The 23,585-nt window shown below is 38.2% G+C and carries 23 protein-coding genes; 8 read left to right on the top strand and 15 right to left on the bottom strand.

From position 1 onward, the window contains the following. The first annotated feature begins 68 nt into the window (after positions 1-68). Complete coding sequence (locus ACYQ0E_RS02150; RefSeq protein ID WP_460186616.1) at positions 69-560, top strand: DsrE family protein; 492 nt, start codon at positions 69-71, stop codon at positions 558-560. 570 nt (positions 561-1,130) lie between these two features. Here the strand turns inward: ACYQ0E_RS02150 and trhO are convergent. The 10 genes from trhO to ACYQ0E_RS02100 all read right to left on the bottom strand — a co-directional run bounded on the left by trhO (position 1,131) and on the right by ACYQ0E_RS02100 (position 8,781). Beyond that, the gene (gene trhO / locus ACYQ0E_RS02145; protein ID WP_460186615.1) at positions 1,131-2,129 is read right to left on the bottom strand and encodes an oxygen-dependent tRNA uridine(34) hydroxylase TrhO; all 999 of its coding nucleotides are present in this window, start codon (positions 2,127-2,129) and stop codon (positions 1,131-1,133) included. A gap of 68 nt (positions 2,130-2,197) precedes the next feature. Continuing rightward, positions 2,198-2,332 (bottom strand): hypothetical protein, encoded by a 135-nt coding sequence (locus ACYQ0E_RS02140; RefSeq protein WP_460186614.1) that lies wholly within the window; start codon positions 2,330-2,332, stop codon positions 2,198-2,200. A gap of 3 nt (positions 2,333-2,335) precedes the next feature. After that, positions 2,336-2,908, bottom strand: a complete 573-nt coding sequence (locus ACYQ0E_RS02135) for a DUF3299 domain-containing protein (RefSeq protein ID WP_460186613.1) — start codon at positions 2,906-2,908, stop codon at positions 2,336-2,338. After that, on the bottom strand, positions 2,908-4,161 hold the full coding sequence (locus ACYQ0E_RS02130; protein WP_460186612.1) for an ABC transporter permease: 1,254 nt from the start codon (positions 4,159-4,161) through the stop codon (positions 2,908-2,910). The genes ACYQ0E_RS02135 and ACYQ0E_RS02130 overlap by 1 nt, the downstream gene beginning before the upstream one ends. Positions 4,162-4,172: 11 nt before the next feature. After that, positions 4,173-4,880, bottom strand: coding sequence for an ABC transporter ATP-binding protein (locus ACYQ0E_RS02125; protein WP_460186611.1), 708 nt, complete (start codon positions 4,878-4,880; stop codon positions 4,173-4,175). After that, positions 4,877-5,428 carry a ZrgA family zinc uptake protein gene (locus ACYQ0E_RS02120; protein WP_460186610.1) on the bottom strand — a complete coding sequence of 184 codons (552 nt, stop codon included), beginning with the start codon at positions 5,426-5,428 and terminating at the stop codon, positions 4,877-4,879. The genes ACYQ0E_RS02125 and ACYQ0E_RS02120 overlap by 4 nt, the downstream gene beginning before the upstream one ends. A gap of 12 nt (positions 5,429-5,440) precedes the next feature. Beyond that, entirely contained in the window at positions 5,441-6,001 is a 561-nt protein-coding gene (locus tag ACYQ0E_RS02115; protein WP_460186609.1) for a gamma carbonic anhydrase family protein, read from the bottom strand. Positions 6,002-6,015: 14 nt separating this feature from the next. Then, positions 6,016-6,471 carry a transcriptional repressor gene (locus tag ACYQ0E_RS02110; protein WP_460186608.1) on the bottom strand — a complete coding sequence of 152 codons (456 nt, stop codon included), beginning with the start codon at positions 6,469-6,471 and terminating at the stop codon, positions 6,016-6,018. A gap of 32 nt (positions 6,472-6,503) precedes the next feature. After that, positions 6,504-7,712 (bottom strand): zinc metallochaperone GTPase ZigA, encoded by a 1,209-nt coding sequence (gene zigA, locus ACYQ0E_RS02105; protein ID WP_460186607.1) that lies wholly within the window; start codon positions 7,710-7,712, stop codon positions 6,504-6,506. Between the two features lie 199 nt (positions 7,713-7,911). Further along, entirely contained in the window at positions 7,912-8,781 is an 870-nt protein-coding gene (locus ACYQ0E_RS02100) for a LysR family transcriptional regulator (RefSeq protein ID WP_460186606.1), read from the bottom strand. Between the two features lie 119 nt (positions 8,782-8,900). Here ACYQ0E_RS02100 and ACYQ0E_RS02095 point away from each other — a divergent pair, with 119 nt between their 5' ends. Beyond that, on the top strand, positions 8,901-9,935 hold the full coding sequence (locus ACYQ0E_RS02095; protein WP_460186605.1) for a YeiH family protein: 1,035 nt from the start codon (positions 8,901-8,903) through the stop codon (positions 9,933-9,935). Between the two features lie 324 nt (positions 9,936-10,259). Beyond that, positions 10,260-10,496, top strand: a complete 237-nt coding sequence (locus tag ACYQ0E_RS02090; protein ID WP_460186604.1) for a hypothetical protein — start codon at positions 10,260-10,262, stop codon at positions 10,494-10,496. 46 nt (positions 10,497-10,542) lie between these two features. Here ACYQ0E_RS02090 and ACYQ0E_RS02085 read toward each other — a convergent pair whose 3' ends face one another. Continuing rightward, positions 10,543-10,812 carry a response regulator gene (locus ACYQ0E_RS02085; RefSeq protein ID WP_460186603.1) on the bottom strand — a complete coding sequence of 90 codons (270 nt, stop codon included), beginning with the start codon at positions 10,810-10,812 and terminating at the stop codon, positions 10,543-10,545. After that, positions 10,812-12,980 carry a methyl-accepting chemotaxis protein gene (locus tag ACYQ0E_RS02080; protein WP_460186602.1) on the bottom strand — a complete coding sequence of 723 codons (2,169 nt, stop codon included), beginning with the start codon at positions 12,978-12,980 and terminating at the stop codon, positions 10,812-10,814. The genes ACYQ0E_RS02085 and ACYQ0E_RS02080 overlap by 1 nt, the downstream gene beginning before the upstream one ends. A 288-nt stretch (positions 12,981-13,268) precedes the next feature. Between ACYQ0E_RS02080 and ACYQ0E_RS02075 the strand changes: the two genes are divergently transcribed. From ACYQ0E_RS02075 to ACYQ0E_RS02055, 5 genes are all read left to right on the top strand, one after another. Then, a complete protein-coding gene (locus ACYQ0E_RS02075) occupies positions 13,269-14,219 on the top strand; it encodes an AEC family transporter (RefSeq protein WP_460186601.1) in 951 nt (316 codons plus the stop codon). A 209-nt stretch (positions 14,220-14,428) separates the two neighbouring features. Further along, positions 14,429-16,270 carry an autotransporter assembly complex protein TamA gene (locus tag ACYQ0E_RS02070; RefSeq protein WP_460186600.1) on the top strand — a complete coding sequence of 614 codons (1,842 nt, stop codon included), beginning with the start codon at positions 14,429-14,431 and terminating at the stop codon, positions 16,268-16,270. After that, a complete protein-coding gene (locus ACYQ0E_RS02065) occupies positions 16,267-20,193 on the top strand; it encodes a translocation/assembly module TamB domain-containing protein (RefSeq protein ID WP_460186599.1) in 3,927 nt (1,308 codons plus the stop codon). Before ACYQ0E_RS02070 ends, ACYQ0E_RS02065 begins: the two co-directional genes overlap by 4 nt. 161 nt (positions 20,194-20,354) lie before the next feature. After that, positions 20,355-20,786 (top strand): 3D domain-containing protein, encoded by a 432-nt coding sequence (locus ACYQ0E_RS02060; RefSeq protein WP_460186598.1) that lies wholly within the window; start codon positions 20,355-20,357, stop codon positions 20,784-20,786. 15 nt (positions 20,787-20,801) lie between these two features. Beyond that, positions 20,802-21,512 carry an SDR family oxidoreductase gene (locus ACYQ0E_RS02055; RefSeq protein ID WP_460186597.1) on the top strand — a complete coding sequence of 237 codons (711 nt, stop codon included), beginning with the start codon at positions 20,802-20,804 and terminating at the stop codon, positions 21,510-21,512. Positions 21,513-21,626: 114 nt separating this feature from the next. Here ACYQ0E_RS02055 and ACYQ0E_RS02050 read toward each other — a convergent pair whose 3' ends face one another. From ACYQ0E_RS02050 to ACYQ0E_RS02040, 3 genes are all read right to left on the bottom strand, one after another. Continuing rightward, entirely contained in the window at positions 21,627-22,184 is a 558-nt protein-coding gene (locus ACYQ0E_RS02050) for a mechanosensitive ion channel domain-containing protein (protein ID WP_460186596.1), read from the bottom strand. 132 nt (positions 22,185-22,316) lie between these two features. Continuing rightward, positions 22,317-23,270, bottom strand: a complete 954-nt coding sequence (locus tag ACYQ0E_RS02045) for an EAL and HDOD domain-containing protein (protein WP_460186595.1) — start codon at positions 23,268-23,270, stop codon at positions 22,317-22,319. Further along, on the bottom strand, positions 23,230-23,514 hold the full coding sequence (locus ACYQ0E_RS02040; RefSeq protein WP_460186594.1) for a YuxH family protein: 285 nt from the start codon (positions 23,512-23,514) through the stop codon (positions 23,230-23,232). Before ACYQ0E_RS02040 ends, ACYQ0E_RS02045 begins: the two co-directional genes overlap by 41 nt. Positions 23,515-23,585 lie beyond the last annotated feature (71 nt).

Raw genomic sequence — 23,585 nt, 5'->3', positions numbered from 1 at the left:
GCTTGCATTTATGTTTTTGTTCTCTGCTATGCTTTAAGTGTAATTACACTTTAATGGGAGGGAAAGAGATGAAAACGCTATTAACAGCTATTCTATTGATTTTTACCTTAGCACCAGCTTTAGTGCTTGCCGAAAAGCCCACAGACTCTCGCGCCATTGTAGGTATGCAAACAGGAAAAATTCTTTGGGATATCACACTTGCTGATCCACAGAAATTAATTTCACGTTTGAATGTTATTGAAGAGACCTATCAAGATATGGTTCGTCAAGGTTTACAACCCAAAATGGTTTTTGCATTTCGCGGTGGCGCAGCCGGTTTAATTACTAAGAATATAGAGAGTTTAAATTTAGAACTTGCAACCGATGTTCTGATGCTACACGAACGGATAAAACAAATTCAGAAACTTGAAGGCGTACACATGGAAGCCTGTACGATTGCTACTCGACGTTACAATCTTGAACAAAAAGACTTATTAAGTGGCATTACTATGGTTGGTAACACCTTTTTATCCATTATGGGTTATCAAAACCAAGGGTTTGCAACCATTAAAATTGACTAAAAAAGACAGAAACAAAGATTAACTTTTGGTTCGTTTAGATAACCGCAAGACTTACCAGGCCTGGTATGCCCTGTGATCAAATCGTTTTGTGGGCGTAGGGTAACTTTATCTATAAAGTGGTTATGAGCTGTAGAAAATTAAACTTAATCTGACAGTACAGGATTAATTAGTCGTTTTCATTAGAAGCATTCTTCAGTTAAAAACCTATAAGCCACAATTAAGCTTTGTTCTTTAGAAAGTGCTTGGGCAAATACCCAAACTCCCCTTGGAATAAATGGCGCGAAGTTCTTAGCGTAGAGAACGGTTAAACAATCTCGACTGTCCGAAGCTGAGCTTGCTCAGCAAGTTGCGAGATTGTCAGTGAACAGCTTAGAACTTGCCCATTTATGGAGCGGGGTTTGTTTTTTGGTTACTTTTTGCCAAACTGCAAAAAGTAACGGGAAGCCTGATAGAAAATATCAAGGCGAAGTTATTAGATTAAAAAGGCTTCTCAACAACTGTGTAATGTAAGATTAAGTTGAAATTTTTATATATGAGCCTAGTTTTGAGGAATTGCCAGCCCTAAATTATTTATCTGTGGCGTTTTTGACGTGATGCTTGGCGTTGTTTTTCTTTTTGTTCCTGTTTTTTAAGTTTATTTATAATAATGCTTGAAGCCATATCAGCACCAATGTGATTTTCGCCGCGCTGCTCTGCTAATTCCATTTGTTTTTGACGTTCTTCAAAACGGGCTTTTTGTTCTGGTGTTGTATTATCAAAACAATGCGGGCAACTTACGCCATGTTGGTATTTTTCACTTAATTTATCTTGCTCGGTAATTGGCATACGACAACCATTACACAACTCATAAGTGCCTTTTTCTAAGGCGTGATTAACGGTAACACGTTCATCAAATACAAAACACTCCCCTTCCCATAAAGTATCTTGTTCTGGCACTTCTTCTAGGTATTTTAAAATACCGCCTTCAAGGTGATAAACCTCTTCAAACCCTTGTTCTTTTAAATAGGCCGTTGATTTTTCGCAACGAATACCACCCGTACAGAACATGGCGACTTTTTTATTTTTACTTGGATCAAGATTGTCTTTTACGTATTTGGGAAACTGTCTAAAACTTTCGGTATTTGGGTTTAATGCATTTTTAAAAGTACCCACTTGCACTTCATAATCGTTGCGAGTATCCACCAAAACAACATCTGGGTCACTGATTAACGCATTCCAATCTTTAGGTTTAACATAAGTGCCAACCGATCGTTTTGGATCGATGCCTTCCACTCCCATTGTGACAATTTCTTTTTTGAGTTTTACACGAGTGCGTAAGAATGGCATCTCATCAACAAACGATTCTTTAAAACTTATATTAGCTAGACGTTCATCCTTTTGTAAAAAATCTAATAGGGCATCAATGTCGGCCCGAGAACCTGCAACGGTGCCATTAATACCTTCATGGGCAAGTAACAAAGTGCCTCTTACGTTATAAGCATGCATAAAACTCAATAATGGAGCCTGTTTTTCTTGGTAATTTTCTAGCGTGACAAATTTATACAAGGCACACACAACGATATTAAACATAACTTTTCCTGAATTTTTAGCGTATTGCGTCGTATTTTACGTTGAATGAGTAGCTTTGTCTTAAGTAGTTAAGAGTGAAACTGAATTACGAGTTTATTTGGGATAGGTTCGGGTAAGAAAGGTTTGCCTTTACAAGGCGTAATAGACATAGAATATACCAGGCCTGGTAAATATTCGGGAGCAATATTGTGTAAGCAAAACAAACCTTACTCTAGCCAAACATCATCTTTATATTGCTCTGTTTTGGCGTTAATAAGATGGTAACCCGCCGTACCAATATCGGTACTGGTTTGTTGCAATGTAAGTTTACCAGTTACTTGAAATGGAAAATCTACCATGTGCATTTTAATACCCTCTCCAGGTGCGGTAGTTACCATAATAGTTTGATTAACAGGTGGGGCTGGCACGTGAATACATGCGCCAAAATATGGCACTAATAGAAACTGATTTACAACGCCATTTTTTATACCAACTGGCGCTATAAACCCCGCAATAGAAACCGTTTGACCATCTAGCTTTTCATTAACGGGCGAACTAGCAATAATGTTTTGTAATTTTTGCAGTAACGCTAACCCCTCTTCACTATTGTCGGGCAATTCATTTATGCGATTAATATCGTCTTCGTACTGTTCTAATAGTTTTTCAGGTTCATAGCCTTCTGGAATAAGATTACTCCAGTTTATTTTTTTAACCTCGGTATCTGCCGCCCAAACCGAACCAGAAAACACCGTAAAGAGTAATAATATTGCTAAATTTTTAATTAATAGTTTGTAAGCCATTACCTGCTTAACCCTTTATTTAAACTGGTTTTGTAAGCCATGATACCTGGAATTAAACTAATAATCACACCTAACAACCAAGCAAAACCAATAAAGGCCATTTGTTGTCTATCCAACCAAGTTAATGAAATAAACAATCCATAATGCTCGGCTAACCAGGGTGATAACAACGCAAGGCCACCATAAAGAGCCAACACACCAAATAGCGTACCAATCACCATAATAAACAGCGCTTCTAATGCAAAAAGAAAAATCACATCATAGCCATGAATACCTATGGCTCGCAAAATAGCAATTTCGGGTTGGCGTTCTTTTAAGGTACTAAATAAGGTAATTAACATACCAATTAACCCTGCCAACAACACCATAGCCGCAATGGCTAATAAACCTTGTTCAAAAGGCGCCATTATTTGCCATAAACTGGCCAAGGTTGCACCAGGTAAAATCGCTAATAATGGCTCTGCGGCAAACTCGTTAAGCTTACGTTGCATTTTAAAGGTGGTAAGTTTGCTTTTTAAACCAACCAATACCGCAGTAATGGTTTGAGGTTGTACAATGAGTTTTCTAGCAAGATCCGCTGAAATTTTTAAAGGCGATTGCATACCGCCTTGCCAATCTATATGAATAGCTTCAATGGCATCTAATGACACTTGTAAACTGTTATCTATGGGCGTACCTGTGGTTTGCAAAATACCGCTTACTTTAAACGGTTTGTCGGCGTGCTTTGGCCCCAAACCATTACTTGAAATACCGTGCGCTAGTACAATTGGGTCACCTATTTTATAGCCATATTTTTGTGCTACTTTTGCCCCCAAAACTACATCATATAAATCCGTAAATGCATGCCCTTTTTTAAAAGCGAGTGCTTGTTGATCACCGTAATGATAGTGTTGGTAAAAGTTAGGCAAAGTACCAATTACCCTAAACCCTCTATGTGAATCACCCAATGAAATAGGCACAATCCACTCAATTTCAGGCATGTTTTTTAAACTTAAATACGTTTTGTAATCAATATTATTGGTGGCATTACCAATATGAAACACGCTATATAACAGTAAATTTACAGGCCCGCTACGTGCGCCAACAATTAAGTCCGTTTGTGATAAGGTGTTTAAAAAGCTGTTTTTGGTTTCTTTGCCAAGCGTATCCACCCCCAGCAATAAAATCACACTAATCGCAATTGAAAAAGTCGCCAATAGTAAACTGGTTTTACGGCTCCAGGCACTTTTTATGGCAAGAGAAAAAATATGCATATTGTTACTCCTTACCTTTGTGTGCTATTGCTTGCTGATACTTGATTGAGTAAAGATAAATCAAGCTGTTGTGTAAAGTGTTTAGCCAGGTGAGAGTCATGGCTTACAAAAACCAACGTGGCATTAACGGCATCTGCGGCAGAAAACAAACATTCAATAAAGCGATCTCGGTTATCTGTGTCTAAAGCGGATGTGGGTTCGTCAGCAATAATAAGTTCTGGGTTCCCCATTAAGGCTCGTGCCACAGCAACCCGTTGTTGCTGGCCAATACTCAGTTGATTAACAGGGCGTTTTATTAAGGCTTGAGGTAACTGTAAAAGTGCAAGAAGTTCTAAAGCACGCTCTTTTGGATGAGGTTCACGCTGTTGACGTCGTTTAGAAAAACTCAGTGGCAATAGAATATTTTCTAAAGTGCTGAGATAAGGCAGTAAATTAAATTGTTGAAAAACCACACCAAGATGGTCGCCACGAAATTGATCACGTTTAAGCGCCGACAAACTAGAGAGTTCCGTATCTAAAACTTTAAGCTGTCCTTTTTGCGGGGTAAATATACCCGATAACAAATTTAACAACGTAGTTTTACCACTTCCGCTTGGCCCTTTTATAAATAAATGATCACCCTGCTTAACGGTTAAGCTAGGCAGGTTTAGACAATCTTCAGTTTGTGTTGGCCAGCGAAAATGTAAGTCTTTAATATCAATGACATTAACGGCGGTCACTTTAATTTAACCTGCGCCTGTTGACGAGTGGCTGTAGCACTAGATTGCAGATTGCCAATAACCCATTGGGTTCTCACTTGCTCTAACTGTGGCCAATTTTTAAACAGTGGTTGCAAATTAATTTGTGATACAGCTTGTGGGTTTTTGCATGTAAACGTGTATTCCACATGAATATCTCGATGATTATAATGACCTTCATGGTCATGGTCTTCATGGTCATGATGATCGTCAGCAAATGGGTTTTTAAGCTTTGTTTCTTTAAGCTCGCAGTTTGCGTCCGTATCAAACAGAACCAAACCACCGCTATTCATGGTTTTTAAACGGGTTTTAACCAGTGCTTTTTCTTGTTCTGTATGTGGCTTGTGTTCAAAGCCAAAAACATTAAAAGCTGGGCTGGTAACTTCCAACACTACATTGCTCTCAATTTGCACAAGGTTCATTTGAGCCACACCATGCTCATGCGCGGCATGGGTTTCAGCAAAAGCGTCAACAGACATTAAGCAAGCACTCGAAAACAAAGCCGTTCGCAAAATACGTTTTGATGTCATAAAACTTCCTTTTTAAAATTCGTTTTGAATAGCTTTATAGCCACTCACTAACTGATTATTTGCTTGAACAACCGATTCTGAAAACTCCGATAAACTCACCGTTTTTTCTGGAAACTGACTTAAATCCGTATGGCGGTCAATATGAGCTGTTGAAGGCACATAAAATCCGTGTGGTAAATCACAGCCGTCAACAACAGAATTATGGCGAACCACAACGTCATTGCCTACCTTACAATTAAATAACACACTGTTAAAACCAATAAACACCCCGTAGCCAATTTCACAGGGGCCATGAATAATAGAACGATGTGCAATTGAAGTCTTTTCTCCAATAATAACGGCTGCTCCAGCTTTAGAGTGAATAACAACACCGTCTTGAATATTAGAATGAGCTCCTATCGTAATAGGTTCCATCTCACCTAATTCATTCACTTCATCCGCTCTAATAACGGCATAAGGACCAATAAATACATTTTCGGATACAATCACTTTTCCGCATAAAATAGCCGTTGGATCAACAAATGCAGAAGAATGGATTTGGGGTAAATCCCCACTTGGGTTACGTCTAATCATAATTTAATCTCTAATCAATTAAGCTGACAACTTTGACAAATACCATGTATCTCCAAATTGGGTTGTTCAACCTTAAAATTCGTTTGTTTAGCTCTTTGTATCAGTGTTTTCCACAAAGACTCTGTTATAGGTACTTCTTCAATATGCCCGCAGTGATCACATATAAGAAATTGAGTGTATACACTATGATGCTCATCTTCTAAATGATGACAAGCCACATATTGCCGTGTAGAAACAAGCTTATGAATAAATGATAAATTCTCAAGAAAACTCAGCGCCCTGTAAATAGTCATGGGTTGTGAGCCACTTTTTTCACTGGCTTTATATTTTTCTAATAAATCATAAGCACTCAGTGGTTTATCAGCCTGCAAGAGTATACGTAGCACTTTTTCTCTAATGGCCGTTAAGCGTAGCCCTTGTTGCTGGCAAACCATTTTTGCTTGTTGAATATGGCTATCTAAAGTATTCATGCTTTATCTCTCATTACGTTTTTGGCATAAAATCAACCTGCCTTAGGTTCAATTTTAGGTTCGGCAAAAGGGTCTGGCATTTGCATCCAATATTCTACGCCAGCATACAGTTCATCTTCGGTTAATAAACAAGATTCTAACTGATTTATGGTTTCTTGTTTGTCTAAACCTTGCCCTATAAATACCAATTCTTGACGCATATCACCAAATGGTTCTACCCATTTGGATTGTATGAATTTTCTGGATTCCTCATCGGTTGGCCAACGATCTTCTGGTACAGCTTTCCAAAACATACCAGCCCAGTGATGATGTGCAATACCACCTGCTTGACTCCAAATACCCGCCATTTGTGGTTGGCTTGCTAACCAAAAATAGCCTTTTGAACGAATTAGCTTACCTTTTGCCCAAGGTTCGGTAAGAAAACGGTGAAATTTAAGTGGATGAAATGGCTTACGTGAAGTAAACGTAAAACTACCAATACCGTATTCTTCTGTTTCTGGTACATGTTCACCACGCATCTCTTTTAGCCAACCGGGGGCTTGTTGCGCTTTTTCAAAATCAAACTTTTTGGTATTGAGTACCTTCTCTAACGGAACTTGCCCTTTTTGCATGCCTACAATCTCAGCATCTGGATTAAGTGAATGTAAAATAGCGTGTAGTTCTTTAACCTCATCATCGGTCATTAAATCGGTTTTACTAATCAGTAATATATTGGCAAACTCAATTTGATCAATCAATAAATCGGCAATACTTCTCTCATCTTCTTCGCCTAAACTTTCGCCAGCGTCTTGTAGAGATTGAGCTTGTCTAAAATCTTTTAAAAAATTAATCCCATCCACCACAGTCACTAAGGTATCCAAATCTGCAACTTCGGACAATGAAGAGCCATCTTCGTCTTCAAAAGTAAATGTTTCGGCCACAGGTAAAGGTTCTGAAATCCCTGTTGATTCAATGACTAAATAATCATAACGCCCAGACTTAGCCAGCTTAGAAACTTCAATAAGAAGATCTTCTCGTAATGTACAGCAAATACACCCATTAGACATTTCAACCATTTTTTCTTCAGAACGGTTTAGGCTCACTTCACCCTCAACCAAACTGGCATCTATATTAATTTCGCTCATATCATTCACAATAACGGCCACCCTAAGATTTTGACGGTTATTAAGCAAATGATTCAGTAAGGTAGTTTTGCCTGCGCCAAGAAAACCAGATAAAACCGTAACAGGTAATTTTTTCATAATACAACCTCTTTTAAAGAAGTTTATTATGTTACAACATAACATTTATAAAGTAATCTTTTTTGTTACAACATAACAATAATATTGCACGCTATTTCATACTTTACCGTTTGCGAGTTATTTTTAAGTCACTCAGTCTGATCAGTCGCCTGACTCGCGTTATGTTGTAAACATTGAATAGCCAGAAATGAGTAAGCTCTCAACGAACAAACGCACGAATCCAGTGAGTGTTGTGCCCCAGTTCGGGCAGTAACATGGATAGAGGTCTAATAATGCAATCCTGCTCGGCAAGATCTCTCCATTCAATGGTTGGAGGTAAGGTTTCTATTGCCAGCTTTGATACTAAGGCAATGCCTAAACCGACTCTTACAGATTCTTTTATTGATTCGGTACTGTAAAGCTCTATTACAGGTTCAATTTCAAAATCCAGCTTTTGTTTAAATGCCAACTCTATCATTTCACGTGTACCAGACCCCGATTCTCTTAGTATGATTGGATACTCAATCAATGATTTAAGCGTTATGTCTTTAACGCCTGTTAATGGGTGGTTTTGCGGCATAATAACAATCAATTCATCCTGTCGCCACGTTACTGGATAGAAGCCTGTATTTTTTATACCTCGCACTGGCCCTTCTACAAAAGCCGCATCTAAGGTGGTGATATTATTTAAAATCTTTTGAGTATTTCCTACCAAAACATCTACCTTAATCATAGGATAATTTTTATGAAATTGCGCAATTAGCCTTGGCAAAGCGTAATTGGCTATGGTGGTTGACGCCCCTACTTTTAAAGTGACAACTTGATCATTTTCTATTTGCGAACGAAACGTTTCGGCATCAATTAACAATTTGGTTTGTCGCTGTGCATAAGGCAGTAAAGATAGCCCTAATTCAGTTAGCTCCACCCCCATTCCTTTGCGTTCATACAAGGGTTCAGAAAACGATTCTTGCAAACTTTTTAATTGGCCTGATACGGCGGGTTGTGAACGGTGCAAGGCTTCTGCAGCAAGTGTAATGTTTTTTAACTCCGCAACCTTGGCAAAGGTGAGTAGATAGTTAGCCTTAATCATCAGAAATTCCGATAGTATATATAAATTAATAAGATTTTATTATATCTAGACTTTTCTAAAATGAAACTTGAAATCCATTATTCATCAACCTCTTATCCATCAACCTAATGAGAAAAGTTATGACACTATCCACTCCATTCCCTAGACTAGACACCTTAAAAGGCATTTTACTGGTCGCCTTATTTGCCATTGCCGCTCACTCTATTGCTCAAACAGGATTTATTACCCAATTAGGTTTAAGTCCATTAATTGTGGGTATTTTACTGGGTGCTTTGTATGGCAATACGCTACATCAACACATACCGCAAGAGTGGCATTCTGGTATTAGCTTCTCTGCACGTAAAATCTTGCGTTTGGCAATCATTCTTTACGGATTTGCGATTACCTTGCAGGAGATTGCTTCTATTGGATGGCAAGGGATTTTATTGGCGGCATTAGTCGTATCAACGATTTTATCGGTTGGTTATATGATTGGTACTAAATTCTTAAAAATGGATTCAGAAACGGCATTGCTTACCTCGGCAGGCAGTGGTATTTGTGGTGCGGCGGCAGTATTAGCATTAGAACCTGTCACCAAAGCGCAAGGCCACCAAACATCTGCCGCAGTTGCTACGGTAGTGGTTTTTGGAACCATATCGATGTTTTTATATCCTATTTTAGATGGCATGCACTTTTTTCAATTAAGTAACGAAGCAAAAGGACTCTATTTTGGCGCTACCATTCACGAAGTGGCTCAAGTGGTCGGAGCTTCAAGCATTTTGCCTCAAGATGCACAAGACTATGCCGTCATTGAAAAAATGACGCGAGTTCTTATGATTGTGCCAGCCATCCTAGTCGTCAGTTGGTTTATGAGTCGTAAAAAATCAGAAAACCAAACAGAAAAATCTTCTTTTGTCGCAGCGATCCCTTGGTTTGCCATTGCCTTTTTAGCGGTTGCCGCATTTAATTCATTACATCTATTACCACAACACATTGTTAGCTCTATTCATGAAGTAGATACTTTTCTATTAACCATGGCCATGGTCGCTTTAGGCATGGAAACCCAAATAAGCAAAATGAAACAAGTGGGTGGTAAAGCGTTTATTTTGGCAGCAATACTGTTTTTCATGCTGTTAATTGGTGGTTATTTCTTGGTTAAATTACTTGTTGTGTAATCTCAGTTATCGCGACTTACCCTATGCATACAAAACATGAATAACCACAAAGAATACCTGGCCTGGTATATTCTATAGATTCCCCAGGTTCAAAAAGGAATTGAAGTGGAAATCATAATTTTAGTAAAGAAAATACTGATTCCATTCAATTAATTAATTAAAAATTTTGGTGTCGAGGGCGATGCCTATACTGGCACCACAATACAACACATTTAATTACTTAAAAAAGATGCGACTCGAAAAACATTCGACAAATTTATTTAATTCAAATATAAGCGCTTAATTTACATACTTGGTACTCAATCGCATATTGGAAAACAGGCGGTGATTCAATTGATGGCACTGCGCTTTCCCTGCATTCAAATTGAAAAATTTCAAAAAGGCATGATAAAAGAATTAGTTAAAAAGGATGACCAAGGTAAGCTTATTCGTAAGCTTGGCGTGATGGGAGTTGTATTAACCAATGCTGTGACTACTCCCCGCCCGTCGCTTAAAGGCTATGGGCGGGGAGTAGTCACCCAAATACTTTTTGCATCACTTCTTCAAACTCAACTTTATTAGTAGGCTTAGATAATACACCACTCATACCAGCGGCCAAACAATCCTCTTAAAAACTGAGACTATCGTTGCTACTTAAAGAGACTATTGGTACAGAAACGCCCTGTTCTTTGAGATTTTTAGTACACTCCAGACCATCTACTTCTGGCATAACCATATCCATTAAGATCACATCAAAATCCTGTTTACTTAATAATTCCATAGCTTCCCTGCAGCCTTCAGTAGCAATAACATTATGTCCATAGCTACTGATTATAGGGATTTGTATACGTCGAAGAACCTCATTATCATCCACCAATAAAACTCTTAATGAATGCATTATTTTTTATTTAATCCATATTTTTCAAACTCAAGAGTCTGACTAGGCCCTGTATCAAAATACGCCATCTCTTTTTGCAGAATTTCTGCTTGTTGTCTGAGGTTATCTGCCGATGCACTCGTTTCTTCTACTAAAGCCGCATTCTGCTGAGTCACACTATCGATTTGATTAATAGCAAGGTGCACTTGGTGCACACCTTCTGCCTGTTCTTTAGAGGCTCCAGCTATTTGTGCAATCATATTTGCTACTGAATCAATTGATAGATTAACCTCATTTAACATTTCTCCCGATTCACTAGCCAAAGAAGAACCTTGGCTTACTCGTACAACCGTTTCATCAATTAATTTTTTGATGTCTTTTGCCGCCTCGGCTGATTTTTGTGCCAAGCTGCGAACCTCACCGGCAACCACGGCAAAACCTCTACCATGCTCCCCTGCTCTAGCCGCCTCTACTGCAGCATTTAACGCCAATAAGTTCGTTTGGAAAGCAATACCATCAATAAGTGAAACAATGTCAGCGATTTTATGGCTAGACTCTTCAATAGCACTCATGGCTTGGATGTTCTGCTGCATAATATCCATGCCTTTATCAACTTTAGATTTAACTTGAGTAGAGACATTACTGGCTTCTTGAGCATTGCTACTACTGCTTTGCAACTGGGCATTCATTTCTTCCATTGTCGCCGATGTTTCTTCTATCGCTGCAGCCTGATCTTGTACACGACCACTTAGATCTAATGAACCTTGAGAGACTTCTGCAGCGGCGTGGCTTACCGTACTTGACACCTCTATAGCTAACGCCACTACTTGTTTAATTTTTGTTGTTGAGAAATTAATCGCACTTTTCATGTCATGAACTTGGCCTTTAAAAACACCAGGCGGTAATTCTTTAGTTAAATCACCCGACGCCTGAGCCATCATCACCTCACTGATTGAACTCATGACACCACCAAGCGTAATCATGGTGCTATTAATAGCATGCCCAAGCTCTTCTAAATCGCCAGGAAATACTTCAACACGGTAATTAAAGTCACCTTCTTCAATGTGTTTAAGCACTCGGGTAATATCGTTAATATTCTTGATGATATTGGTTTTATCAAGCCACTCAACCACATAACCCATTTTGAGTTTATTACGAATAATAGGTACAACGGTCAATTGTAAGACCAAATCACCTACAATTAGATCTCCTGTCCAAGGCTCTTGCAAAGCTTGAACCATTTTTCGTTGGTGAGCAGGATTTTTATGAAACACATCCATATTTGATCCCACTACATCCTTAGCTAAAAAATTTGGTAATTCTTGTTGTATGCTTTTTTCGTTGCGCGAAAACATTTCCTCTAAAGAGCTGTTGATACTTTTGATATTAAAGTCTGAGTCCGCCACCATTAAATTGGTACTCGCACTATTCATGGCCGTATTTAAAATGGCAGAAGATTTGGCTGCATCGTAATTTTTTGCCGCACTTTCCGCAACTCTCGAACGAACCATGTTCATTAAAAAGCCTAATTCCGTATTATCTTGAATACGTTCTTTAAATTTACCGTTGGCGAGGTTCTCAATACCTACTTGTAAATTTTTAGACAATGAAGAAGATTTATAAACCGACCAAGCCGCAACTAACATGGCTAAAATTCCAGTCCCTAAGAAGGCATTCACCGTTGGCGTCAATTCAGCTTGTGTGGCTAAACCCAAAAAGGCTAACAAGCCAACAAAAATGCTGGCGTAAGGTAAAAATAATTTTTTCAATTTAGATTGCTTGCGCGTCCAAGGAAACGTAGCGGAACCCGATTTAATGGCTGCGTAAAGCTCCGTGGCGTGTTGCTTTTGTGCTTGAGTAGCAGGGTAACGTACTGACAAATACCCTGTTACTTTACCATTTTCAATAATTGGACTGGCATTAGCCATAACCCAGTAGTATTCACCATTTTTGCGTTTATTTTTGACCATTCCTTGCCAAGGATCACCATTTTGTAAAGTGCTCCAAAAATCTTTAAACGCTTCTTTTGGCATATCAGAATGGCGCAAAACATTATGTGGTTTACCTTTAATTTCTTCATCGCTATAACCAGAAGCCTCTCTAAAGCCTTCGTTATAATCTAAAATATTACCTTGCAAATCGGAAGTTGAGAGGATGACAAGGTCATCGGGTAGCTGATATTCATTCATACTTATGCTCTTTCTGATGTTTTGCAAAGATGTCTTTGCAATTTTTTTTGTAAAATCTTTTAAACCGAAATACTGACAATATTCTAAATATTAATAAATAATTCAATTTAGTTAAGCTATTCTTCAAATAATTAGTTCAATAACTACCTGGTATTGCGTTTAATTTTAAAAAAGCAAAATTTATACCAATAAAAAATAAATAATGACCTTGTCATATTAATCCGTATAACACCATTTGCTACCGTACAATATACAGAATGACGTCACCTCCTTGGTTAAATTCGATTTATGTTAGCTACATTTACTATTCTGTTCCCTGTTTTTGCGTTAATCGCCACAGGTTATATTAGTTATAAAACCAAAATTCTGGGCCCTACCTCGGCAACAGAATTAAACCGTTTTGTAATTTGGTTGGCTCTGCCCGCTTTATTGTTTGAAATTATGGCCGAAAGCGATTGGAACGCCATGTTTCAACCTGACTTTATAGCGGTTTATATTATTGGCTCTTTTGCGGTATTTTTATTGGTTCTGTTTTGGCGACTGAGCCAAGGCAAAGATTTGGCCGAATCTAGCATTGATAGCATGGCCGCTTCTTACGCCAATACGGGATACATTGGTTTTCCACTTATGTTTTTAATATTTGGATCGGCCAGTGAAGTACCTACGGCTATTTCTAGCATTATTGTGGTTTCGCTGTTATTTGGGTTTGGAATAATCTTAATTGAAATTACCTTACATGCTACGTTAGGTTGGCGCTTACGCACCATGAATGTTATTAAGGCGGTGTTTAAAAACCCATTAGTTATCGCCCCCATTGCAGGAGCCGTATTTTCAGCCACACCTTATACCTTGCCAAAAAGCATGGAAACATTTTTAAGCTTGTTAGCCGATGCCGCAAGCCCTGCTGCATTGGTCAGCTTAGGCTTGTTTTTAGCACACTCGTCCGCTCAAGAATCGTCACATTCGGCCAAAGTTCGCAACACGGCAATATCCTTAACCATCGCAAAATTGATCATACAACCATTATTAGTTGCTTGGCTTGCATTTAAAGTTTTTGATATGCCAACTGAACTCGCAATGATGGCAGTAATGTTAGCCGCATTACCTACCGGTACAGGGCCATATATGCTAGCTGATTTTTATAAAAAAGATGCCTTAGTCACCGCGCAAACCATTATGTTTTCAACCGTGTTTTCACTACTGACTTTATCGTTTTTATTACATTACGTGAAGCCTTAATCTTTAATCACCACGCTAAAATAGCTTTTTTTCAGTTAATTACGGTAAAGATTAACCAATCCATAATACAATAAAGAAATAGGGTTTATATTCACGATTTTAGGTGCTTAGGTTTCATTATGTTACAGCTATATTTTGTTATACAAAAACATGCACAATACTAATTTTATGTTATTTCTATTTTTAAACACCGCGTATATTCACGCCAAATGAACGATTTGCGTTGCCACTCTACTTGGTTATCAATAACGGTACTTTGCTTAAGCTTTTTACTGTTGCCTTATAATGCCTATGCTGAAGAGGTTCAACCTAAACCGGTTAAGAGTATTAGTAAAGAAGCGACCAATAAACCCTCTGCCACACACCCCAAATTAGAAGTAACCATTAAATTTACCGACAGTAGTGATAACAAACTAAAAGAGCGTTTAATTAGTGAGATTTCATTAGGTAATTTAAAGCGTGATGAATACCCTGCGCAAACAGACTTTTTATTTAACCGTGCTCAACAAGAAATTTTAGATACCTTACGAGCATTGGGTTATTACCAAGCTAGCCTAACCAAAACTTTAAAACGTACTGCTAAACAAACCTTAGCCAACTTTTCTATTACCTTAGGTAAAGCGGTAAAAATTCGTAAGATTGATATTGTTATTGAAGGTGAAGGCAAAAGCTTAGAGGCTTGGAAACAGTTTAAAAAGTTTCAAATGCCACTTAAAGTTGGCGAACGCTTTACCCATGAAAACTATACCGATACCGTTAATGCTTTAAATAATTTAGCCTTAAATGAAGGTTTTATGGATGCGGCGTTTACAGAACGTAATTTTAAAGTTTACCCACATTTACATGCCGTAGACATACACTTACATCTTGACACCAAAACTGCGTATCAATTTGGGCAAGTCACGTTTCATGGTAATCAAAAAATAGAAACCGCTTTTTTAGCTAAATTTGCTGAATTTAAGCCTGGTGATACTTTTAAAAATTCCGATATTGTCGCTTTGCAAAAAAGCCTGATTGATAGCCATTATTTTGGTTCTATTCGCGTTATTCCGCAATTCACTGAACAAAAGAATAAACGTATTCCAGTATCGGTAGAAGTTGAAGAAAGTTTAAAACATCATTACGACACGGGTATTGGTTACGGAACCGACACTGGCGCACGTCTTTTATTTGGTTTTGAAAACCGGCTCATAAACAAGCAAGGTCATAGTTATCAAGTAGACAGCCTGTTTGGTGAACGTTCTCAATACTTTAATTTTAACTACCATATTCCTGGTGACCGACCTGCGGTACAACATTGGAACATTGGTTTTGGTTATGAATCAACGCAATCCGACACACTTGACCTCACCCAAAAATCGGTAACCGCTGACTATAATTTTCAGGCAACGCCAAGATGGTTAATTAACCCCTTTGTCTCATTTGAATCTGAAAACTATCGCTACACAAACAGCTCAGAAGATATTATTCAAACCTTATTATTTGGTATTAATCTTAAATCACGCTGGGTAAATAACGACGCATACCCTACGTCTGGTTATAGACACAGCGCAACCTTGCGCGGAAGTTTTGACGGCATTGCTTCTGATTCTCAGTTTGCACAAATCGAGCTCGCAAGTAGTGGCGTTTTATCCATAATGGATTTTTGGCGTCTACACGCCAAAGCTAAAATGGTATTAACTGCCGCCGATAAAGATGAAGTCGTACCAGCATCTTATCGCTATTTACTCGGTGGCGAAAATTTACGAGGTTATGGCTTTGAATCCATTGGTATAACTTCTAGCACAGGCACGATTGAGGGTGCAGAAAACATGGTATTAGGCTCTTTAGACACTGACTACCGCCTGAGCGAATATGTTGGGGTCGGGGCGTTTGTCGATGCAGGTCAACTTTTTAACCTTGAAGAGTCAACAGATGTAAAAGTAGGCGCTGGTTTTGGTTTACGAGGTTACACACCCGTTGGTATCGCTAAGTTAGACATTGCTTGGCCTGTTTCTGAGCCTGGTAGACAAGATTGGCGATTGCACTTCTCATTGGGGTTTGATTTATGAAAACAGATCCTAACCAATCAAGTGTTCAGTCAAATATTCCGTCAAACACAACAAAGCCTGAACAAACGGCAAAAAACGCGCAACTTAATAGTCTTATCGTTCGTTCTTATCTTTGGTTTAGCCTGGCTTCATTAGGGTTATTTCTCATTGTCTTTTTTACACTTGGTATATTGTTAAGTTTACTGCTTTTTAACTCAAATACCGCGCAAAAAGCCCTACCGTATATTTCAAGTTGGACAAATGGTCAATTACAAATCGAATCCGCTCAAGGTCGTTTAATTGATGGTTTAACGCTGCACAATATACAGTTTAAAAATGACAATACTGACCTACAAATTGACAATATTAGCTGGCATTGGCAACTTAAAGACTTGTTTACAAACCGTGTGCAAATTGATCAATTAATCGTGTCTAACGTTAACTTACAAACAATTAGCACACCAAATCAAACTGCCAGTACAGAAAGCCCGCTGGCCGCTCTTTTTGAATTGACTAAAAACTACCACACTCAACTACATATAGACGATTTTCAGCTTAAACAAGCTAGCCTACAAATTGATAATCAGCCAGCAGAAGAAATTAAGCAACTGCATGCCGCTATACATTGGCACAACCAACAACTTAACGTAACCAATTTAACAGGCCTGTATCAACATTATAAAATAGCCACCACCTCTGATTTTACCCTGTTAAACGCTCGTAAATTTTCAGCTAACTTAGCTGTTGAGTTAACCGATTTAAGCTCCACTGACACCGCAAAAAAAGTGGCTGCACCCTCACCCTTTAAATCATTACAGTTTACAAGCCAAATACAAGGTAGCCTTAATTCGGTTCAAATTCAGCTAAACACCACATTACCTTATGTTAGTCGTTCGCAACACACGCTAAATATTCAAGGCAATCTCATTCGTGTTGATTCACACTGGCAAGAATTTAAAGCTAAACTTAATAACCAATGGCAACTTGAACAGGCTCAAGGTAAAACTCAAACTCAATATGACATTGATAGCAACAAGCTCACCACTCATGGTCAGTTAGATATTGGATTTAAAACCCGTCCGCAAGCCAAAGTAATTTTTGATGTAACAGCACCTTTATCGTCATTAACAATCAATACAGCATTACCACAAACAAAAGCGGCTAAACCCGAAAACATGGTTTTTACGCTACAGAGTCAATTTGCCAATATGGGTTCACTGCAAGCGCAAGGTACTGGCAACTTAACCAATAATAAACTTGATATTCATTTCAACACTCAACAGCTCAATTTACAGTGGTTTAATCCAGAAAATAACTATCAATTGACCAGTCAATTTAACTGGAAACTAGTCAATTTAGACCAACGAAAAAGTCAATTTAATATTCAACAATTTGATTTAACAGGCCTGCCAAAACCGCTCTCTTTAACTGGGCAAATTAACACCCAACTTAATTCAATGGCTCAAAACACATTAGCAATAAAAGACGCTAAAACCACGCAAGCCCATTATCGTATTGATATTGCCAACACACATCTTAAATACGCCGAACATGCTGGTACGATTCAAGCTCAACTCTCATTAGCGGACGATTTCTCGTCCGGAAAAATACAACAAGCACATTTAGTCTTAGGCGATAACCAGGCAGATTTATCAGGACAATGGGCAAAAAACTTTGACATTAACCTCAATGCAAACCTAAACCAATTAAAGCAAATTTATACGCCTTTAAGCGGTTCTGTTAAGCTCAATATGAGTACAAAAGGTCAATTTAAAAAAGACTTTTCTGAAATTTACCAGGCCTGGTCAACGGTTAAACTTAGTGCCAATAAAATAGGTTATCAATTACCCGCTATTAAAAATAAACCGGCTCAAACTCTGTATGCTAAATCGCTTAGTTTCAATGGGCATATTCCATTGCATCAATTAGCGCAAAGTGAACTGCATTTTCAAGCCAAACACATTGAACAAAAAACAGGGTTATATCAAAACCAGCTATTGCTTTCTGCTCTTGATATAAACAGACAAGGCAATCAAAAAAATAACGCTACGACAAATGGTTTTATAAGCCATATTCAACTCACACATCCAAACTTAAGCATTCAAGCAAAAACGGTTGAGAATAAACCCTCTTTAGAAAAACAAACCATTCAATTACAGCAGTTTGATATTAAACAAACCAATACAAATAAATCCAATGTGGGTGATTGGTCATTAAAACAAGCAACCGACATTCATTGGAAAAGCCCTAACCAACTGCAATTTAATAACCTTTGTATTGCATCGCAAAAAAACCCAAGCTCTGATTTTTGCATAAATAGTGACACAAATCAGGCACATTGGAGCATGCATGACCTGCCTATTTTTAACTGGTTAGAACCTTGGTTAAATTCAAATATCACTCTCAAAGGACTGTTAAATGGTAAAGGCCAAGCTAACTGGAAAAACACACTGGTTGCCAGCCAATCGTTAAGCATTCCACAGCTTGATATTGCGATTATAGAACAAGGTTTTGTGTTTCCTATTAACGTTAAAAACTGGCAAGCACAAGCCAAAATTAACAACAATAAAGCCAGTTTAATAAGCCAAGCACAACTGAATGAAACGGGGCTTTTAACCGCTAAAATAGACAGCCACAAAAAAGCCAATCAGACCTGGTCAAATGCTCAATTACAAGGTGATATTACAGCTAGCCTTAATGATTGGACATTAAATAAGCGCGCATTAGAGTTTGTAAAACTGCATAAAACCGCCCTAAAATTACACACACAACTTTCTGGGCAATTAAATGCTCCGCAACACAATACGCAAGCCACTTTAGATGTAAACCTTGACCTGCCGTTGCTAGGTCTATCAGATCAAGACATTAACCTTACCGCCAATGTTACACCTGAAATTATTGCTGCCACAGGCCTATGGTCACAACCTAATAATCGACACGCTGACTTAACCGTTAATCTGCTAGATTTTCAAACCCAGCCTAAACTGTTAGCCAATTTCAAAACGGACACCATTGAATTACTTAAAACCCAATTTACCGAACTGAATACCGCAGCAGATATCGACGTTACATTACTAGAAGGCGCCACCCATATTAAAGGCTTTGCAAAACTTCACGACAGTAGCCTAAATTTAGACAAAATGCCTTTACATGAACACACTGCAACCAGTGATGATGAAATCATTATTGATAAGCAGGGCAATGTTGTGCCCAAACAAGAAACCATTAGTCAATTAAGCTACGATATAAAAATTGGTTTTGGCAAAAATGTAAAAATCAACGTGCGTGATGCACAGACCTTTTTAGGTGGCGTACTGCAACTGGTTAAACAAGGCGACAGCCCTGATCTTCAAGCTTTGGGCGAAGTTAACTTACTGAATGGCTATATTAACCTTGATGCACGTAACCAAGTACAAATAGCCAAATCTAGCTTTACCTTTAATGGCGCTATTGCCAACCCCGCTTTAAATGTAAATTTATTTAGAGTGGTCGGTCAAACCACCGCACGCCTTAATATTACAGGCAGTGCTACCCAACCGCAGTTTGCCTTTTATTCAGACCCATCGGCCTCACAAGCTCAAGTAATCAACTACCTGATATTTGGTCGTGCCAGTGATTCATCACAAGAACCCGACTACCAATCTCAAGTATTAAGTGCTTTCTATAAATTTGGGATTCAAAACAACACCCCTGTACTCAATACCCTAACCCGAACCTTAGGAGTAGAAGATGTGTACTTTGATGTTAAAAACCAAAAAGTCAGCAACCTATTAGTTGGTCGTGCCTTAACGGACAAACTGTATGTTCGCTACGCCAAAGACCTAACCGGACAACAAAATAACGCCGTACAATTTTTCTATCAACTTACCCAAAAGCTACTGCTTAAAAGCAATAGTGCTGACGACAGTAGTTCTATTGATCTAATTTATCGATTAGAACGATAAGATAGCTTATTTCTGTTTTTATCAGGCCTGGTATAACTTGCTAATAAAGACAAAAATCAATCTAATCAAAATGATAGGTTTTGAAATACCCACCAATTGCAGTAAAATTCTTTAAGAGTGGCTTTTCGTTTTAAACCACATCTTTAAAAAGGCTGTTTATCATGAGTTTTCTACGCGCAGAATGGATAAGTGTTTTAGTCATAAACCTGCTCGCTTTATCTGGATGCGGCAGTAACGATGATACGGATAAACTGTCACGCACTGAATTAAAAGTTACCGCAACCGCTTACACCTCTCACGAAGCACAAACCGATAAAACGCCTTTTTTGGCGGCATGGAACAATCCTTTAAAACCAGGAATAAAGTCCATAGCCGTTTCTAGAGATTTACTTAAAAAAGGCCTTAGAAATGGCTCTAAAGTCAAAATCGAGGGGTTGCCAGGTGAGTATTTAGTGCTTGATAAAATGCACAAACGTTGGAAAAACAAAATCGATATTTATATGGGTACTGACTATAAAAAAGCCAAAGCCTGGGGTAAACAAAATGTCGTCATCAGTTGGAACACGCCCACTACGGCCTTAAATTCAAAATAGAGTACAAACAGCCTTATGAGACACATTGTAATTACTGGGGGCAATAAAGGTATTGGCCTTGCCCTAACGCAAAAATTTGTAGAAGCGGGTGACACCGTGCAAATTATTGCCCGAGACTTTACTAACCAAGAAGATTTTGATTACCAAAACCATCCACAAGTCACTTGCACCGAGTTTGATTTAACCGATATTGACAATTTACCAGGCCTGGTAAATTCGATTCAACAGATTGATGTGTTAATTAACAACGCGGGTTTATTGCAACCCATTACCGTAGATAATTACCCAGACGATGATCGTGATTATTCTTTGCAGTTAAACATTATATCGCCAGTAAAACTCACGCAATTACTTACCGACAAACTCAAAACCACCTCAAATTACACGCCAAGAGTGGTGAATAACGCCTCAATTGCGGGGCAAATTGGCCACCCTGATATTTGGTACGGCATAGGCAAAGCAGGCTTAATTAACGCTACCAAAAGTTTTGCCAAGTTTTTTCAAGGTGAAATTATAGTAAATGCGGTAGCGCCCAGCCCGGTTGAAACCGAAATGCTGAATAATATTCCGCAACATCGCCAACAGGCTTTTTTAAGTAATACCATTGATGGCCGCTTTGCGACTGCTCAAGAAGTGGCAGAAACCATGTACTGGTTAGCAACCAGTTCGCCCGAATACATTAATGGCAGTTGTATTGATATTAACAATGGGTCTTTTCCACGTTAAATAAACGAGGTATTAACTAAAGCCATGATTAAGTACAACCATGATTAAGTAAGCCGTTCTAAAATGGTTCTAAAATGCTTCTAAAACAGTTTTAAAGTAGCTTTAAAAGAGAGCTTAAGATTTACGGGATTCAGCACGTTTTGCCCATGATGAGCTGTTTTGGTTTGATTCTTTAGGTTTATCAACCATTTTTATTACGGGTCGCTGTAATACTAGGTTATTTGGGTAGGCTATGATTTGATTGTCTTCATCTATTAATAAGACTTGAAACAGAGTAATTTCTGTAATGGTGCCTTTTATACGCTGCGCGCCATCCACAATTTCTACGGTATCGCCAATACGCGCGGGAAACGCAAAAAATACAATCACCCCTGCGGTAATGTTGCTAAGAATTGACCATTGAGCCACCAACGCCACACCGATTACGGCCAATACCGATGATAAAAACACCAGCATCCCTTGGTAATCAACGCCCCAAACCATCATTAGGGTTATAAACAGCATAAGAAACAGAATCAAAATAAAGTAGTTGGTTACATTTTTAATTCGTACTTCGGGTACTTGTTTGGCTTGCCCGAGTTTGGTTAAAATTTTAACCAAACTCCATTTACTAACAAAATACCCAGCAATTAATGCAAGAGTTAACCCAATTTGAACATAATAACTTTCCATGAATTTCCTTGTTATCTAGCGCCTTTTATACAGACACTTTTGCACTGACATGGTGTAACGATAAACTAAATAAGATTAAGTGAATATAGGGAGGATCTAAATTTAACGGCTGATTAACCATCTCAACAAGCCTTAAATTTTAGAAATGGTATTAACCTCTTTCATGGCTTCAAAATAAATCACGGCAAATTCTTGATATTGATCAGCACGGTTTATTTCAAAACTTTTTGCAGCCTTGAGTAAACGTCCGTATTCACCTTCACCTTTAAGTAAACCTTGTTTAATTTTAGTGTTAAGTGGAATTTGCTCTAAAGCTTCTTTTAATTCTTGCCCTAAAATAACATCAATCATAGAGAACAGGCCTGCTAAATAATAACTATCAACTAAAGGTAAGCCCTCCTGTTGTGCAGCATTGCGCATAAAAATTGCTCGCAAACGAGCTAAATTAAACACTTCAGGTAAAACGTCTTCTAAAGCGGTCATAGAAATCATGGTTGCCCAAGACTGCACTCGTTTTAAACCAAATAACGTCAAAACTTCTTTTAGTGAACTGAAGTCTGGCATCGTTTGTGTTCTATACTGTCTGGCCAGCTTCATGATTTTAATGCTTAAGCCAATATCTTTTTCAATAATGGCGGTTAAGTCATCTAAGTGCAGGGAGTCATCAACCACTTTTTCTAATAACTCAAGCAAATTGAGTTTTGCTACACCCAGTTTTTTGCCTGTTACCACCTCTGGCTTTGCAAAATAATAACCTTGAAAAAGGTCTGCTCCCGCTTTTTTACAGCGCTCAAAAACGTCTTTTGTTTCTACTCGTTCGGCAAGAATCGTAATGTCTTTTATTTTTTTTATTTTTTCAAATAACGGTTTGATATTTTCAGGTTTAATGTCGAGTACATCAAATTTAACAATGTCAGCAAGCTTAATAAAAGGAATAAATTTTTTGTTAAATATAAAGTCATCTAAAGCAATCATAAACCCTTGCTTTTTTAGATGCTTAACCCCCTCAATAACCTCTTTGGTTGGCTCTACCGTTTCTAATATTTCAATGACCACTTGGGAGGGATGAAAAAAAGGGTCTCGCATATCTAAAAAAAAACGATTCGGGGAAGTTAATAAACGCTTTATCATTACCAACCAATTGGCTTAAACCTATATGCATCATCGCATTACACACTACGGTGGCGGTTGCCTCTCTTGCCGATTCAAACAAAGCTTCATTTGGGTTTAAACCACCTCTAAATAGCAATTCATATCCATATATATGATTCTCTGAATCTAAAATAGGTTGTCTACCAACAAAATAATCTTCTTTCGTATCTAGCTGCACTTTTCACTCGGTCCCAAATAGTTCATCTTTTATTGTAGTCTATATTTTGATGTTATCAATATCGCTCATTA

The organism is Thiomicrorhabdus hydrogeniphila (assembly GCF_054656895.1).
Note: the sequence above shows the minus strand (reverse complement) of the source record. Positions and strands in the feature narration are given on the sequence as shown.

Excerpts from the sequence above, each read along its gene's own strand:
- ACYQ0E_RS02150 (WP_460186616.1), top strand. The coding sequence starts at position 69 with ATGAAAACGCTATTAACAGCTATTCTATTGATTTTTACCTTAGCACCA.
- trhO (WP_460186615.1), bottom strand. The coding sequence starts at position 2,129 with ATGTTTAATATCGTTGTGTGTGCCTTGTATAAATTTGTCACGCTAGAA.
- ACYQ0E_RS02135 (WP_460186613.1), bottom strand. The coding sequence starts at position 2,908 with ATGGCTTACAAACTATTAATTAAAAATTTAGCAATATTATTACTCTTT.
- ACYQ0E_RS02130 (WP_460186612.1), bottom strand. The coding sequence starts at position 4,161 with ATGCATATTTTTTCTCTTGCCATAAAAAGTGCCTGGAGCCGTAAAACC.
- ACYQ0E_RS02120 (WP_460186610.1), bottom strand. The coding sequence starts at position 5,428 with ATGACATCAAAACGTATTTTGCGAACGGCTTTGTTTTCGAGTGCTTGC.
- ACYQ0E_RS02115 (WP_460186609.1), bottom strand. The coding sequence starts at position 6,001 with ATGATTAGACGTAACCCAAGTGGGGATTTACCCCAAATCCATTCTTCT.
- ACYQ0E_RS02110 (WP_460186608.1), bottom strand. The coding sequence starts at position 6,471 with ATGAATACTTTAGATAGCCATATTCAACAAGCAAAAATGGTTTGCCAG.
- zigA (WP_460186607.1), bottom strand. The coding sequence starts at position 7,712 with ATGAAAAAATTACCTGTTACGGTTTTATCTGGTTTTCTTGGCGCAGGC.
- ACYQ0E_RS02100 (WP_460186606.1), bottom strand. The coding sequence starts at position 8,781 with ATGATTAAGGCTAACTATCTACTCACCTTTGCCAAGGTTGCGGAGTTA.
- ACYQ0E_RS02095 (WP_460186605.1), top strand. The coding sequence starts at position 8,901 with ATGACACTATCCACTCCATTCCCTAGACTAGACACCTTAAAAGGCATT.
- ACYQ0E_RS02085 (WP_460186603.1), bottom strand. The coding sequence starts at position 10,812 with ATGCATTCATTAAGAGTTTTATTGGTGGATGATAATGAGGTTCTTCGA.
- ACYQ0E_RS02080 (WP_460186602.1), bottom strand. The coding sequence starts at position 12,980 with ATGAATGAATATCAGCTACCCGATGACCTTGTCATCCTCTCAACTTCC.
- ACYQ0E_RS02075 (WP_460186601.1), top strand. The coding sequence starts at position 13,269 with ATGTTAGCTACATTTACTATTCTGTTCCCTGTTTTTGCGTTAATCGCC.
- ACYQ0E_RS02070 (WP_460186600.1), top strand. The coding sequence starts at position 14,429 with ATGAACGATTTGCGTTGCCACTCTACTTGGTTATCAATAACGGTACTT.
- ACYQ0E_RS02065 (WP_460186599.1), top strand. The coding sequence starts at position 16,267 with ATGAAAACAGATCCTAACCAATCAAGTGTTCAGTCAAATATTCCGTCA.
- ACYQ0E_RS02060 (WP_460186598.1), top strand. The coding sequence starts at position 20,355 with ATGAGTTTTCTACGCGCAGAATGGATAAGTGTTTTAGTCATAAACCTG.
- ACYQ0E_RS02055 (WP_460186597.1), top strand. The coding sequence starts at position 20,802 with ATGAGACACATTGTAATTACTGGGGGCAATAAAGGTATTGGCCTTGCC.
- ACYQ0E_RS02050 (WP_460186596.1), bottom strand. The coding sequence starts at position 22,184 with ATGGAAAGTTATTATGTTCAAATTGGGTTAACTCTTGCATTAATTGCT.
- ACYQ0E_RS02045 (WP_460186595.1), bottom strand. The coding sequence starts at position 23,270 with ATGCGAGACCCTTTTTTTCATCCCTCCCAAGTGGTCATTGAAATATTA.